This is a genomic window from Carboxydothermus hydrogenoformans Z-2901 (assembly GCF_000012865.1).
Taxonomy (GTDB): domain Bacteria; phylum Bacillota; class Z-2901; order Carboxydothermales; family Carboxydothermaceae; genus Carboxydothermus; species Carboxydothermus hydrogenoformans.
This window is the reverse complement of the sequence record NC_007503.1, coordinates 397,491-410,933: the sequence shown is the minus strand read 5'-3', so window position 1 is coordinate 410,933 and position 13,443 is coordinate 397,491. Positions and strand designations below refer to the sequence as shown.

General features: G+C 39.7%; 13 protein-coding genes, 3 tRNA genes and 1 other RNA gene. 5 read left to right on the top strand and 12 right to left on the bottom strand.

What is annotated here, in order from left to right:
- Positions 1-352 precede the first annotated feature (352 nt).
- The 3 genes from CHY_RS02140 to aroH are packed head-to-tail and all read left to right on the top strand — an operon-like array spanning position 353 to position 2,815.
- Positions 353-1,363: a bifunctional 3-deoxy-7-phosphoheptulonate synthase/chorismate mutase gene (locus CHY_RS02140; RefSeq protein WP_011343409.1), complete on the top strand. Its 1,011-nt coding sequence runs from the start codon at positions 353-355 to the stop codon at positions 1,361-1,363.
- Entirely contained in the window at positions 1,360-2,445 is a 1,086-nt protein-coding gene (locus CHY_RS02135; protein ID WP_049752049.1) for a prephenate dehydrogenase, read from the top strand. The genes CHY_RS02140 and CHY_RS02135 overlap by 4 nt, the downstream gene beginning before the upstream one ends.
- Positions 2,446-2,449: 4 nt before the next feature.
- Positions 2,450-2,815, top strand: a complete 366-nt coding sequence (gene aroH / locus CHY_RS02130; protein ID WP_011343407.1) for a chorismate mutase — start codon at positions 2,450-2,452, stop codon at positions 2,813-2,815.
- Position 2,816: 1 nt separating this feature from the next.
- On the opposite strand, the gene CHY_RS02125 is transcribed toward aroH, so the two are convergent.
- From CHY_RS02125 to CHY_RS02110, 4 genes are all read right to left on the bottom strand, one after another.
- On the bottom strand, positions 2,817-3,332 hold the full coding sequence (locus CHY_RS02125; RefSeq protein ID WP_011343406.1) for a hypothetical protein: 516 nt from the start codon (positions 3,330-3,332) through the stop codon (positions 2,817-2,819).
- A gap of 162 nt (positions 3,333-3,494) precedes the next feature.
- A complete protein-coding gene (locus tag CHY_RS12585) occupies positions 3,495-4,307 on the bottom strand; it encodes an arginase family protein (RefSeq protein ID WP_011343405.1) in 813 nt (270 codons plus the stop codon).
- 13 nt (positions 4,308-4,320) lie between these two features.
- A complete protein-coding gene (mgsA, locus tag CHY_RS02115) occupies positions 4,321-4,683 on the bottom strand; it encodes a methylglyoxal synthase (RefSeq protein ID WP_028051482.1) in 363 nt (120 codons plus the stop codon).
- A gap of 12 nt (positions 4,684-4,695) precedes the next feature.
- Entirely contained in the window at positions 4,696-5,568 is an 873-nt protein-coding gene (locus tag CHY_RS02110; protein ID WP_011343403.1) for a DMT family transporter, read from the bottom strand.
- Positions 5,569-6,190: 622 nt separating this feature from the next.
- Between CHY_RS02110 and CHY_RS02100 the strand changes: the two genes are divergently transcribed.
- Positions 6,191-6,514 carry a YbjQ family protein gene (locus CHY_RS02100; RefSeq protein ID WP_011343399.1) on the top strand — a complete coding sequence of 108 codons (324 nt, stop codon included), beginning with the start codon at positions 6,191-6,193 and terminating at the stop codon, positions 6,512-6,514.
- Between the two features lie 73 nt (positions 6,515-6,587).
- An RNA gene (rnpB, locus tag CHY_RS12930) (RNase P RNA component class A) lies at positions 6,588-7,362 on the top strand.
- A 205-nt stretch (positions 7,363-7,567) separates the two neighbouring features.
- Here the strand turns inward: rnpB and CHY_RS02090 are convergent.
- From CHY_RS02090 to dnaG, 8 genes are all read right to left on the bottom strand, one after another.
- Positions 7,568-8,281, bottom strand: a complete 714-nt coding sequence (locus tag CHY_RS02090) for a C4-type zinc ribbon domain-containing protein (protein WP_041537612.1) — start codon at positions 8,279-8,281, stop codon at positions 7,568-7,570.
- A 4-nt stretch (positions 8,282-8,285) separates the two neighbouring features.
- On the bottom strand, positions 8,286-9,392 hold the full coding sequence (locus tag CHY_RS02085) for a Nif3-like dinuclear metal center hexameric protein (RefSeq protein WP_011343394.1): 1,107 nt from the start codon (positions 9,390-9,392) through the stop codon (positions 8,286-8,288).
- Complete coding sequence (locus CHY_RS02080; RefSeq protein WP_011343393.1) at positions 9,371-10,069, bottom strand: tRNA (adenine(22)-N(1))-methyltransferase; 699 nt, start codon at positions 10,067-10,069, stop codon at positions 9,371-9,373. Before CHY_RS02080 ends, CHY_RS02085 begins: the two co-directional genes overlap by 22 nt.
- A 125-nt stretch (positions 10,070-10,194) precedes the next feature.
- Positions 10,195-10,270: transfer RNA gene (locus CHY_RS02075), tRNA-Val, on the bottom strand.
- Between the two features lies 1 nt (position 10,271).
- A tRNA-Glu gene (locus CHY_RS02070) sits at positions 10,272-10,347 on the bottom strand.
- A gap of 35 nt (positions 10,348-10,382) precedes the next feature.
- Positions 10,383-10,457 (bottom strand) — tRNA-Ile (locus CHY_RS02065).
- A gap of 95 nt (positions 10,458-10,552) precedes the next feature.
- Complete coding sequence (gene rpoD, locus CHY_RS02060; protein WP_011343392.1) at positions 10,553-11,665, bottom strand: RNA polymerase sigma factor RpoD; 1,113 nt, start codon at positions 11,663-11,665, stop codon at positions 10,553-10,555.
- A 22-nt stretch (positions 11,666-11,687) separates the two neighbouring features.
- Positions 11,688-13,415 carry a DNA primase gene (dnaG, locus tag CHY_RS02055; RefSeq protein WP_011343391.1) on the bottom strand — a complete coding sequence of 576 codons (1,728 nt, stop codon included), beginning with the start codon at positions 13,413-13,415 and terminating at the stop codon, positions 11,688-11,690.
- Positions 13,416-13,443: the final 28 nt, after the last annotated feature.

The window sequence follows — 13,443 nt, the reverse complement described above, 5'->3', positions numbered from 1 at the left end:
TATTTCGTAAATTCTTGTGTATATTTTCGCTATTTCTTGTTTTTTTAACGATAAACCCCTTTTTTCGCATTATTTGATAATATTTTATTAATTTTACGCTACGATTGAGCAATTTTAAAATTAATTTCTTAAAAAAATTTGTTACCCCCTATTGTTATTCAAGAAAAAATGTTTTATAATACCAGAAAAATTGGTATTGTTTTTTGCAGTTTAGTAGGATGGATGGGTAGGTTAGATTGCAGGACATAGCAGGATGGTAGGAAGGGAGAATAATTTTTTATACTCCCTTAGGGAGTTTTTTTCCTTTTCACCCTTCCTCCCTGCAAAATTACGAAAGGGAGGTTTTTTATTTATGATTGTGGTTTTTAAAAAATCCGCTACCCGCGAGCAAATTGAGGCCGTTAGAAAGAAACTCTTAGCATCCGGGTTTACCCCCCACCTTTCCGAAGGGGTGGAAAGAACCATTATTGGCATTATCGGCGATAAGAGGAACTTAGCCGATTTAAACCTTGAGTTAATGCCCGGAGTAGATACTTTAGTCCCAATTTTAAAGCCCTATAAACTTGCCAGCAAAGAATTTCGGGAAAAAACGGAAATTAATATTAAGGGGGAAACGATAGGTTCCGGTAATTTTACCATCATCGCGGGTCCCTGTGCTGTAGAGAGTAGAGAAAGTTTAAAAGCAGTAGCTCAATTCTTAAAAGATAAGGGAATTAAGTTTTTACGCGGAGGTACCTTTAAACCCCGAACTTCTCCTTACTCGTTTCAGGGACTGGGTGAGGAAGGCGTAATCATTTTACAGGAAATCGGGCAGGAATACGGTCTCATTACCGTAACGGAAGTGTTAGAAGCCAAAGATGTAGAATTTGTTGCCGAAAGAATCGACATCCTCCAGGTAGGCGCTCGAAACATGCAAAACTTTGCCCTTTTAAAAGAGCTCTCCCAGGTAGAAAATCCCGTAATTTTAAAAAGAGGTTTATCCGCCACTATTGAAGAGTGGCTTTTAGCTGCCGAATACCTCCTGTCCGGCGGAAATCAAAAGGTTATCTTATGCGAACGGGGAATCAGAACTTTCGAAACTGCTACCCGTAACACCCTTGATTTAAGTGCGGTTGCTTTGGTGAAGCAATTATCACACCTCCCGGTAATCGTGGACCCCAGCCACGCCACGGGCAAAAGGGAATTAATTTTACCCTTATCCCGGGCTGCTTTAGCCCTTGGCGCCGATGGCCTGATGATAGAAGTTCATCCAGAACCGGAAAAAGCTTTATCGGATGGCCCTCAGTCTCTTAATTTTTCCGAGTTTTCCACGCTTTATGCCGAGTTAAATACTTTACAACAGGTTCTGGAGGGGTTTAAATGATGGAAATGAAAATCGGCATCGTAGGGCTTGGCCTAATAGGCGGCAGCCTTGCTCGGGCTTTTAGCTACCTCGGTTACCAGGTTTACGGTATCGATACAAATTCGCAGTATGTTGAACTTGCTTACAGGGAAAAAGTAATTGTTAATAACCATTCCGATTTAAATCTCCTGACTTCCTGCGATGTCGTTTTTTTGGCAACTCCGCCTGAAACAACATTGCAGCTCATACCGGCTTTAAATTTTTTAAAGCCCGAGACCATAATTACCGATACCGTTAGCATTAAAGGAGAAATTATGCAAACTGCCCGGGAAAAATTAAATAATGCTAAAAATTTTATCGGCGGTCATCCTTTAACGGGAATGGAAAGAGGAGGTTATCAGGCCGGTCACCGTTTCCTTTTTGAAAACAGCTACTATTTTTTAATTCCCGGTCCGGACGCGCCCGAGGATACGGTCACCAAGCTCAAAGGGCTTTTGGAGAAAATAGGAGCTCTGGTAATTGTCAGCGATGTTACAACCCACGACCGGATAACCGCCCAATTAAGCCATTTGCCTCATGCCATTGCTTATTCGTTATGCCGGATGTGCCAAAAGGAAGAAGACAACGAATTGTTATTGAAACTTGCTGCCGGAGGCTTTCGGGACCTCACGCGCATCGCGGCCTCAAGCCCCGAACTATGGAGCGAAATCTTATTATACAACCGTGAAGAAGTGGCCAAAAGTATCGATTTATTTATTGGGGAGCTTCTTACTCTTAAAAATTTACTTATGGCGGGAAATAAAAACGAGATCAGCGCTTTTTTAAAAGAAGGCCAGGAATTCCGGACAAATTTAAACCAAAATGGCAAGGGCTATCTTTTACCCCTTTATGACCTTACCGCCAATATTCCCGATCGCCCGGGAATGCTCGCTAAAGTAACCGGGCTATTAGCCCGCTTTAACATAAACATTAAAGATATAGAAATATTAAAAGCCCGGGAGGGCGACGGAGGAGTCTTAAAGCTTTCCTTTGCTACCTTTGAAGAACGGCAAAAAGCTTTTTCCCTTTTAGAAAAAGAAGGGTATAGGCCGGTTTTACGTTAAGGAGGTGGAAACCTTGGAAGTAGTAAAAGGCATTCGCGGGGCAATAACCGTTCCGGAAAATTCGCCAGAGGCTATTGAACGCCAAACAAAAAAATTGTTGGCCGAAATAATGTCGAAAAATAGTCTTCAAAAGGAAAAAATTATCTCCATTTTTTTTACTGCCACTCCCGATTTAAACGCCCAATTTCCAGCTACTGCGGCACGCAAAGCCGGTCTTACAGAGATACCCCTGCTTTGTGCTCAGGAAATGGACGTACCGGGAAGCTTAGAGAAAGTAATCCGTGTTCTCATCCTTACTTATCTACCCGAAAACCAGAAGGTTCAGCACCTTTACCTCGAAGGAGCGAAAGTTTTACGCCCGGACTGGTAAGCTAAAAAATAATTGCTCCCTGTAACTCCTCTACCCGGTCATAAAATTGTTCATAGGAGACTTCCACATCCTTTAAGCCAAAAAAGGAAGCAAATTTTTCCATAGTTTTTTTACTTAATTTATTTTTCCCTTGTAAAAACTCCAAAAAATCTGCAAAAGTACTGTGAGGGGTAAGAATAGCTTCATAAATTTCCTTTAACTGTTCCCGGTCGTAATCTTCCGGCTCAAAACCGGCAATCGGATCGTTGTAATATTCATCCACCACTTTGCCGTCAGAATACAGGATAAAGCTCCAGCTTTTATCACCATCCGATTCAAGAAAAAACGCTTTTGTTTGCAGTTCATTAGTTAACTCCATTATTATTTTTTCCCCTATTGCTGAATCTTCAAATAAAATTGTTATCCATTCTCCCCTTTGCGGTAACATAATAACCTGACTATCTTTTTTCCTCGTTTCAATAAACTCTTTCACAAAGTTATAATCATAACTTCTAAGCTGAAAATTTTCAAAATACATTTGTTTATCACCCTTTATTCTTCTGATTTTTCTTTTTGCATAACCTTTTTTAACTTTATTTTAACTTTTACCACAGAGTATTATTAACATTTTCAGTGTATATTATTAATCAGATGCCATAACCTACCCCATTAAATACCCCTGTAAAGGGGTTCTTTATTTTTATTCTCCCAGTAAAATCTCTAATATTTCAAGGTTTGCCCTTTCGTTTTGCGATGTAGCCCACCTCTCCCCTATCCGCTGAATTTTAAGAAGTTCGCTTCCGTATTCTCCACAAATGTCAATGCCCCAAATTTTATATTTTTCTTTCAACATCGCTAACGCAGAAAGTAACTGGTTTAATCTTAATTCTCCCTGCTCCCAGGTGGTAACCGCATCAAGAGGGTGAAGGACATCTTTGTCTATACTTATATAAATATCCTTAACTTTTAAGCTTTTATGGATTTCCGTCAAGAGATTGTTTTCATCGTAGTATCTTACCGGAATTGTCGCTTTTTTAATTTTCTTCTTCTGAGTTTGGGGAAGAAAAAGGATAATTTTTTCTCTAACCGAGGTAGGCGGAGCGCTTTTTAAACCCGAAATTTCTGTAACTCCTACTACTATTATTTGCACAACCTTTTTTAACTCAGCAACATTTAAAAGCCAGGAACCGCAAGAAATATATCCGGGAAAAGTAGGCAGTAAATCTGGATGGTTGTCAAAAACCACTACCGCTACTTCCTGAACCGGAACTCTTTTAATTAAGTAATAGGCAAGGTGGTGAAATTCCCCCAGGCCGCAAAAATTCACGCCATAAACGGTATTGCTGAGTTTTTGACAGACCGCCTGGTAATTTTCGAGACTTGTCACAATTTTTAAGTTACTTTCCGGGGGTAAACTGATAATTTTGGGTTTGAATTTTAGTAAAAGGTTTTCCTGGAGCGTAACGCTTCCGTCCAGGTCAATAACCCCTACATCTTTAAAAATCAAACCCATTACCATCCCTCTTTTAATTTAAGGCTCGTAAAAACAATTCGGCACTGCTCCAGTTGGTGGCAATTGGCACATTATGAACGTCACATACCCGTAAAAGAGCTGTTATATCCGGCTCATGAGGTTGAGCCGTTAAGGGATCGCGAAAGAAAATTACCAGTTTAATCTCTCCCGCCGCTACCATAGCTCCAATTTGTTGATCTCCCCCAAGGGGCCCGGACAAAAAACGGTGGACCGTCAGCCCCGTATTTTCTGAAATAATTTTCCCTGTCGTTCCGGTGGCAAAAAGTTCATGGCGGGCAAAAAACTCCCGGTGAGTTTTTACAAAAGCAAGAAGATCATCCTTTTTATCGTCGTGGGCTATTAAAGCAACTTTCATCAAAATCCTCCTTTAACTTCTGGTAATTTTATAAATGGCAAACAAAATTAAAACAGCACCAAGGGTGGAAAGTGGCGTTAACTTTTCCCCTAAAACAAGATAAGCCACTATTACCGCTACCACCGGTTCAACCAGACTTACCACACTCATGGTAGTGGAGTTTAAATACTTCAGGCTTTCAAAATACAATAAAAAGGGAATAACGGTTGCAAAAATAATTACATACGATATTCCAAAAACATCTCTTAAGGTAAAAACCTGGTGCATTAAAGCTTTGTTTGGGGGAATTAAAAGCCACCAAAAAACTGCTCCAAAAAGCCAGCCGTATGCCAATACCGTTATAGGACTAAAGCGGTTTAAAACTTTTTTTCCGTAAATAATATAAAAGCTTTGGGATAAAGCCGATAGCAAACCCGAAAGTAATCCCATAAAAGGTAGTTGTATCTCACCATTCTGGGTTACTATCAGAAAACTTCCTAAGAGCGACATACCAATAGCGGTAAGTTTGCTTCCGGTAATTTCTTCTGCTTTAAAAAAGACACCGTAAAGGGCTACAAATACCGGTGACAGATACTGTAAAAAGACCGCTGTTGCTACATTAGTCAAGCTTATGGTATAAAAATACGTCATTTGCACCAGCGATAAGCCAAAAATCCCTAAGATAAGTAAGGAGATTATATCATCTCTACTAATTTTCACATTGATTTTTAAAATAAAAAGCAAAATAAACAGCAAAAGAGCGCTTACGGTAAGTCTTATCTGTACCAAAACCACCGGATCTAAATTGTTAATCAATAAGTAGCGGGTAACGGTACCGTTTATACCCCACAAAGAAGTAGCCAAAATCGCCAAAACCAATCCCTTTATTCGTTCGTTATCCCCCACTCCCAAAACCTCCGTTTTTAGAATTAATTATACCATTTCTTTATTTAAAAAAAATAATAAAAAAAGGTGGCTTTTCGGCCACCGGTGGAGGGATTTAAAGAACAGCCCCGCTTTTTGCTTGTCTTTTTCCTCCAAAAGCTCTTATTTGTTTTTTTAAAAACTTTTAAAACCCTTTCTTTAGATTTCAGACATACCCTGCTTGTTTGCTGCCCTTTTTCTGCCAGCATCAAAAGCTCAATATTTGCTTCCATATATGCCTTAACCGCTACCCATCGTTATCTTAAATTAGAGCTTCCTGTTCTTTTAAAACCTTAGCTTATACCGCCTAAGTTCCCTTGCAAGAACTAAAGCGGGAGCTGTTTTTTAAATTCAGGGACATTTATCGGGAGGAGGGGATTGGGAGTGGGGAGGGGGGGACCTCTTTTTGTCCTCCCGACTTGTCCTTTCGTTTTCATAATAATTGATAATTGTTACTAATATATTAAGGTAATGTTAAGAAATGGTTACAAATAATGAGTTTTTTCGACATTACTCGACACACTAATAAGGTAACTTATTTTCCCTATTATTACAGCTTATTTTTTGTTAAAATAAAAAAAAAATACCCGGGAGGTGTCCTTTAATGCTTTTAGCTACAAGCGGAAGATTGGATGGTTTTAAAGTTACAAAATATCTGGGTATTGTAACCGGAGAAGCAATCATGGGAACAAACTTTATCCGGGATTTACTTGCATCCATTAGCGATATTATTGGCGGTCGGTCGGGAGCTTATGAGCAACAGCTGGAAGAAGCAAGAAATATAGTTTTAAATGAGATGAGTGAGAGAGCCAAACGACTTGGAGCAAACGCCGTAATTGGCATAAGTTTAGACTATGAAAGTGTTGGGCAGTCAATGCTCATGGTAGTTGCAACAGGAACTGCCGTTTATATCGAACCCGAAATGTAAGATACCATTATTTGTTGCTTGCAGAGGTATCAGGAAAAAATTATAATTATTTAGTGGCAAAACTGAATAAAAGCGAGTAAGCCGGATGACCGCGGGGAGAAATCCCTGAGGAAAGTCCGAGCTCCATAGGGCAGGATGCCGGGTAACGCCCGGTGGAGGCGACTCCAAGGAAAGTGCCACAGAAACAAACCGCCTTATTGGAAGTTGGAGGTGAGAGGTTAGAAGTTGGAAAGGAGAAATTAAATGATTTACTCCTTTAAAGATTTAGAAGTTTACCAAACTTCTTATAATCTTGCTCTTGAAATATATAAAATCATAACAACTTTTCCCAAATATGAGCAGTACGAGCTTGCAAGTCAATTTCGCAGAGCCGTAATTTCAATTCCTTTAAATATTGCGGAAGGCTTTGGTCGTAAACGTTCAATTTTAACTTTTAAAAGTTTTATTTTAAATAGCCTTGGCTCTTGTAATGAAGTGTTAGTATTACTGGACTTTGCTAAGGATTTAAATTATTTAGATGAAAACACTTACCAATATTTTTATAAGGAGTATGAATTACTTGCTAAAAAAATAAATCGCTTATATGCCAATTGGAAATAAGGTTTTTTCTAATTTCTAACTTCCAACCTCCAACTTCCAGTAGGGTAAGGGTGGAAAGGTGAGGTAAGAGCTCACCAGCGGGCAGGTAACTGTCCGGCTAGGCAAACCCCATCCGGAGCAAGACCAAATAGGGGGACTATAGAGTGGCCCGCTCTGTCCCCGGGTTGGTCGCTTAAGGCCTCTGGTGACAGAGGTCTCAGATAGATGGTCATCCTCGACAGAACTCGGCTTACAGGCTTACTCGCTTGAAAAAAAAGGCTATAAGCCCTATTCAAGAGGGCTTATAGCCTTAAAATTTGAAGGATAAATAGAGAGGAAGTTACCTTCATTATAAAGTAATATCTCCGTAAATTGCAATAATAATAAAAAATTTTTATGACCTCAAATCCATAAAAACCCTGATATTTCTTAATTTTTTCGTCGTTTTTTGTTTTATTTATCTGTAAATTTTCATTATTCGGGATAATATAACAAACGTTTACAATTTGGGCAAATACTTCCTTCTCCCTGCCCGAGCTTTAATTTTTTGGTCAGTTCAAAGGGTAAACTCATAAAACACCCATAACACGTTTCTTTCTCTACCACCGCTACCGGATTTAAATACTTTTCTTTTAACTCCTTATATTTTGCATAATAGGGATTTTCTTTAAGTTTTTCTTGCTCCCGCGCTAACTTTTGCCGAAGAGCCTCTAAATTTCTTCGATATTCTTCTTCTGCCAGCTTTATCTCTTCCTGCCATTTCAAAAGCCGTTCTTTACCCTTGGTGAGTTTATCTTTAAGTTTTTTCAATTCTTCTTTTAATTCTTCTTCCCGGTCAATAATTTCCAGTAACCGCTCTTCTTTATCGGATTTCTCGTTTTTTAATAATTCAAGCTTAAACTGATACTGTTCAATTTGCTTTAAATTTGTACCTTCCCGGTAAAGCTTTTGCTCAAACTCATTTATTTTGTCAGTCAATTCCAGTAATTCCTCTTCTAATTTCTTGATTTCTTCTTCCGTTTTTGCTAACTCGTCTTTAATTTCATAAAATATTTTTCGGGTGCTTTCCCAGGTTTTCCGGGCCATATTAAAACTTTCCCGATTAACCAATATCCGCTCATCATTTGCTAATTTCCGCTCTTCTTCTTCTAAAAGCATAAACATATATAATTCCCTAATATACTGCAAAATATTACCCCCTGCTGCTTTTAAAAAATTTAAATACCGGCTCCCCCATCTCCACAACAATACTTAAGCCTTCAATTTTTCTTAAAAGGGGAAGCAAAAGTTCAGTAAATATTCTTTCCGTTTCCCAGTGCCCGGCATCGATAAAATTTAAACCGGCTTCTATCATTGAAACCGCTTCGTGGTATTTTATATCCCCGCTTAGAAAAATATCCGCCCCCGCAAACTTAGCTTTTGGCCAATAGCTACCGCCGGCTCCCGTTACCACCGCCACTTTTTTCGGAACCGAATTTAAATCACCCCCGTATCTTAAATTTTCTATCCCTAATTTCTCCGCCACTAAAGCTAAAAACTCTTTAAAGCTTTTTTTACCGGTTAACCCGATTCTTCCCATTCCTCCCAGATAATTTTTGTTCTCCAAGGGATAGATATCGTACGCCACCTCTTCATAGGGATGGACTTTTAACATAGCCTTTACCACTTTTGCTAAAAGTCTTTCCGGAACAATTGTTTCGATCTTAACTTCTTCTACCCTTTCCAGCTTTCCCACCGCACCGATATACGGATTTGTACCTTCAAGGGGTAAAAAAGTCCCAATACCCCGGGTGTTAAAAGTACAGTGAGAATAATTGCCGATAAAACCCGCTCCTGCAGCTCCCATCGCTTCTCTAACCGTCTCCCAGTGGGATTCCGGAACAAAAACGGAAAGTTTATAAAGTTTCTCAAAAATTTCCTCCCCCAGGGGCTTAACTTCCTGAAGTTCTAAAAGCTCTGCTAAATAATCGTTTATTCCCCCGAAAGCCACATCTAAATTGGTGTGAATGGCATACACCGAAATTTGCTTTTCCAGAAGTTTTAACAGGGGCAGAGTTTCCTTTCGCTCAAAAGTCAGGGACTTAAGCGGTTTAAAAAAGAGGGGATGGTGAGTAATTATTAAATCAACCTTTTCGTTTAATGCAAAATCAACGGTAGCTGCGGTGATATCCAAAGCCAGTAAGACCTTATGTACTTCTTTTTCAAAATAAATCTGCCAGCCGGGATTATCCCACTCCATTGCCAATTTCCGTGGAAATTTTTCTTCTATAACCGCCGCTATTTCCTGCGGATGGGCCAACTTTTTAACACCTCCTTAAGATAATTTAAAATCTCACTAATTTCCCTAACCTTTTCTAAATCTTTCACTTGCGCCTTTTGTAAATTAATCAGGATTTTCCGGTATTTTTCTTTTTGCCCTGTTAAATATTTTCTTGTAAGTTCATCCCTATTCTTAAGCAAAACCGGTCCTAAGCCAATTTCAACTTTATCTAAATTCTCCATTTTACCGGCCTCAGCAACAATAACTTCGTAAAGTCTGCTTTTTTCTTCCACCAGTTCCTCGGCAATAATCCGGTAACCTCTTGACACCAGTTTTAAGCGTAAAGCATAACTATCCGTCATCGGTTGCAGGATAAGGCGAACTTCCCGGGCAATTTCCGGTCGACCTTCGATAATCCGCGCAATAGTATTCCCACCCATACCCGCAATTACCACACTTTTAACTTCCCCCGGTTTTAAAGGAGATAACCCGTCTCCCTGTCTTAACTCAATTTTTTCCAAAAGCCCGTATTCTCTAACTTCACTCTGAGCGTGATTCAGTGGCATTTCATTTAAATCGGTAGCAATTACTTTTGGACAGATATTGTGGATTACTAAATAAATTGGTAATTTTGCATGGTCCGTACCAATATCAGCCGCAGGTTCACCGGTAATTACGTGTTTTGCTAACGCTTTTAACCTTTCCGTTAACTCCATTTTTCCTCCTGAGTAACTTTTTAAATATGTTTAATTATATTTTCAATAATTATACAGCATCTTCCCCAAAAAAGGTAGTAAAAACAAAAAACCCCAAACCTTACAGGTTTGAGGTTTATATTCTTTGGTGGGCGGTGACAGGATCGAACTGCCGACCCCCTGCTTGTAAGGCAGGTGCTCTCCCAGCTGAGCTAACCGCCCCTGGTGACCCCACCGGGATTCGAACCCGGGTTACCGCCTTGAAAGGGCGGTGTCTTAGGCCTCTTGACCATGGGGCCACATACTCTTAACTTCGAGCCTTCCGGCCTTAACATGGTGGGCCCACCAGGATTTGAACCTGGGACCTACCGGTTATGAGCCGGCAGCTCTACCGCTGAGCTATGGGCCCGAATTTCATTTGTTACCGCGACATGATTTATTATATGAGATATTTTTAATTTGGTCAAGAAGTTTTTTAAAAGATTTTTGTGGTATTTTTTACTTCTATTCCAGAAAATCTTTCAGCTTTTTACTCCGGCTTGGATGGCGAAGTTTTCGTAAAGCCTTGGCTTCAATTTGGCGAATCCGCTCCCGGGTAACACCAAAGATCTGCCCGACCTCTTCTAAGGTCCGGGCACGACCGTCATCCAGGCCAAAGCGAAGTCTTAGGACCTTTTGCTCCCTTTCGGTTAAAGTTTTTAAAACCTCATCTAACTGTTCCCGCAGTAAAGTGTAAGAAGCTTCTTCTACGGGAGCTTTGGCATCGGGATCTTCGACAAAATCTCCGAGGTGAGAATCTTCTTCCTCTCCAATCGGTGTTTCCAAAGACACCGGTTCTTGGGCAATTTTCATAATCTCCCTTACTTTATCCTCAGAAATACCCATTTCCTTGGCTATTTCTTCCGGGGTAGGTTCCCGCCCAAGTTCCTGGAGAAGATTTCTCGAGACGCGAATTAATTTGTTTATCGTTTCCACCATGTGTACCGGAATTCTAATGGTCCGGGCCTGGTCAGCTATAGCCCGGGTTATGGCCTGTCTTATCCACCAGGTAGCATACGTGGAAAACTTGTAACCTTTACGATAATCAAACTTTTCCACCGCTTTTAATAAACCAAGATTGCCTTCCTGAATTAAATCCAAAAACAACATGCCCCTGCCCACATACCGTTTTGCAATGCTTACCACAAGGCGCAAGTTGGCTTCGGCAAGTTTCCTTTTAGCTTCTTCATCGCCTTCTTCCTTCCTTTTGGCAAGCTCTATTTCTTCTTCCGGCGTTAGCAAGGGAACGCGGCCGATTTCTTTTAAATACATCCGGACCGGATCATCGATAGCAATCCCTTCCGGAATGGTTAAATCTAAATCGACCTCGTCAATGTCGGAAGGCTTAAAATCAACGTCGTCATCTAAGCTATTAATAGAATCAAGCTCCAACTCCGGTATTTCCGGTACCACTTCTATTCCCTGGTTAGCCAAGTATTCGTACAGTTCATCGATTTGTTCCGAATTTATATCGACGTTTTGTAAGCTGTCAAGTAAATCATTATAGGTTAAAACGCCGCGCTTTTTACCTTTTTCAACAATTTCCATAAGCTTTTCATTTTGCATTATTTCCTTCATGCCGCATTCCCCCCTTTCTTCGTTAGTTTTTTTGGGTAAGTTCCTGCAGTTTGTTTAATAATAACTGGAGTTTTTCCCAGTTTCCTTCTTTTTCCGCTAAAGATATTTCCAATGTTAACCTTTGAACTTGCTGCTTTTTATAATGTTCTTCAAGATAGCGAACATACCCTTCATAAAGGGTCTTCGGATCCCCTTCCGGGCAGTTAATCCTTAAATAGGTCATGTAACTATATAATGGATCTTCCCGGTCAGGGAACTTATTTTCCTTTAGGTAATTAAAGACTTCCTGGTTTTTTCCCTGAAACTCATAGAAAAAAAAGTCATTTAAAAATTCTTTTTGATACTCAGGATATTCTAATAACAAACCCAATAACTCACTTTCAACTTTTAAAAGGCCATAATTTTTGTGTTCATTAGTTATATTTTCTCCAAAACTTGAATTATTTAAAGATTTTTCTTCATTTTTATAAATCTCTCGGCGAATTTCGTCCACTAATGCCCCTTCGCTCATTTTAAGCTTGCTGGCAATGCCGCCTATTCTTTCGGCAAACAAAGCCGGAGTTTTTTCGTATTCTAAAACCAGATAAGGGATAAGCTTTTTTAACAGCGCCCTTTGTTCGTTAAGATTTAAACTGCTCTTTTCTTTAAGCTCTAATTCTAATAAAAATTCCGCAGGAGTTTTGGCTTTTTCTATTTCTTCTAAAAAAGCAGTTGCTCCCCGATTTTTAATAAGCTCATCGGGATCTTTAAATTCTCCAAGACGAATGATTTTAATGCTTAAATCAGCACTGGCCCGAACCAGCATTTCCAGTGCTCTATAGGCTGCTTTTTCTCCCGCCTGGTCGCTATCGTAAGCTAAGATTATTTCCTCAATATAACCGTAGTTTTTTAAAAAATTTAAATGTTCTTCGGTAAATGCCGTACCCAAACACGCAATAGCATTTTTAACTCCTGCCTGATGTAAAGAAATCACGTCAAAATATCCTTCAACTAAAATGGCCTGTCTTTTTTCCCTGATTGTGGTTCGAGCTTGTTTAAAACCGTAAAAAAGCTTACCCTTGTCAAAAATCACCGATTGGGGTGAATTAAAATACTTGGGCTTTTCCTCGCCCAGGGCTCTTCCCCCAAAACCTACCACCCGGCCCTCCCGGTCGAATATGGGAAAGATAAGCCTTCCAGCAAAACGGTCATGTAAGTTTCCGCTATAACTTTTTGTCACAATTCCTATTTTAACCAGTTCCCCCGGATTATAACCTTTACTGCTTAAAAAAGCCGGCAAAGCTTTGGCGGATGGAGCAAAGCCTAACATAAAATCTTTAACCGTTTCCTCGGTAATACCCCTGCTTTGCAGGTAATCCCGGGCTTTCCCGGCCGCTTCGGTTTTTAAAATTTCATGGTAAAATTTTGCCGCTAAAAGTAACATTCGGTACAGATGTTCGTTTTTATTATACGCTTTTCCCGTTTCCGGAAGTTCAATGTTATATTTTTTCGCCAAATAAAAGACGGCTTCTTTAAAATTCAACCTTTCTTTTTCCATGATAAAACTAAAAATATCGCCGCCTTTTTGGCAACCAAAGCAGTAATACAGGTTTTTTTCCGGTGAAACCGAAAAGGAAGGGGTTTTTTCATTATGAAAGGGACATAATCCTACATAGTTCCTTCCCGACTTTTTCAGCCTGGTATATTCGCTAACTAAATCAACTAAATCGACCCGGTTCCTAATTTTTTCTACAACCTCTTGAAAGGACACGGTTTTCACCGCTCTCTTAATAATAGTT

What these genes read in the sequence shown, in the direction of transcription:
- CHY_RS02080 (WP_011343393.1), bottom strand. Translation starts at nt 10,069, where the DNA reads ATGGAGTTAACGGAAAGGTTAAAAGCGTTAGCAAAACACGTAATTACC.
- CHY_RS02135 (WP_049752049.1), top strand. Translation starts at nt 1,360, where the DNA reads ATGATGGAAATGAAAATCGGCATCGTAGGGCTTGGCCTAATAGGCGGC.
- CHY_RS02125 (WP_011343406.1), bottom strand. Translation starts at nt 3,332, where the DNA reads ATGTATTTTGAAAATTTTCAGCTTAGAAGTTATGATTATAACTTTGTG.
- CHY_RS02100 (WP_011343399.1), top strand. Translation starts at nt 6,191, where the DNA reads ATGCTTTTAGCTACAAGCGGAAGATTGGATGGTTTTAAAGTTACAAAA.
- mgsA (WP_028051482.1), bottom strand. Translation starts at nt 4,683, where the DNA reads ATGAAAGTTGCTTTAATAGCCCACGACGATAAAAAGGATGATCTTCTT.
- rpoD (WP_011343392.1), bottom strand. Translation starts at nt 11,665, where the DNA reads ATGAAGGAAATAATGCAAAATGAAAAGCTTATGGAAATTGTTGAAAAA.
- CHY_RS02140 (WP_011343409.1), top strand. Translation starts at nt 353, where the DNA reads ATGATTGTGGTTTTTAAAAAATCCGCTACCCGCGAGCAAATTGAGGCC.
- CHY_RS12585 (WP_011343405.1), bottom strand. Translation starts at nt 4,307, where the DNA reads ATGGGTTTGATTTTTAAAGATGTAGGGGTTATTGACCTGGACGGAAGC.